General features: G+C 35.4%; 1 pseudogene. It reads right to left on the bottom strand.

The annotated features are described in order from the left end of the window. Positions 1-180 (bottom strand): annotated as a pseudogene (locus tag IAI56_RS16170) (hypothetical protein); the annotation flags it as partial. Positions 181-209: the final 29 nt, after the last annotated feature.

Here is a 209-nt window from a genome sequence, read left to right as displayed (position 1 = left end):
TAGTATTTCCTCGTCGTCTTTTAGCGTGTAGAATGAGTGTTGAAGGACATTTACTTTCTCATAGCGAAGAAGTTCTTTGCCGTCTAGATATACTTTGTCGTCTTTGATTTCTACTTCTTGGGAATGGCTTAGATTAAAACTGGCTAGGGTTACTATAGCCGCGATGATTGTTTTTTTCATACTTTTTGTTGTTTTTTTGAATTAATCAG

This window comes from Flavobacterium macrobrachii, assembly GCF_014486675.1.
Lineage (GTDB): Bacteria > Bacteroidota > Bacteroidia > Flavobacteriales > Flavobacteriaceae > Flavobacterium > Flavobacterium macrobrachii.
This window is presented reverse-complemented; position numbering and strand designations above follow the sequence as displayed.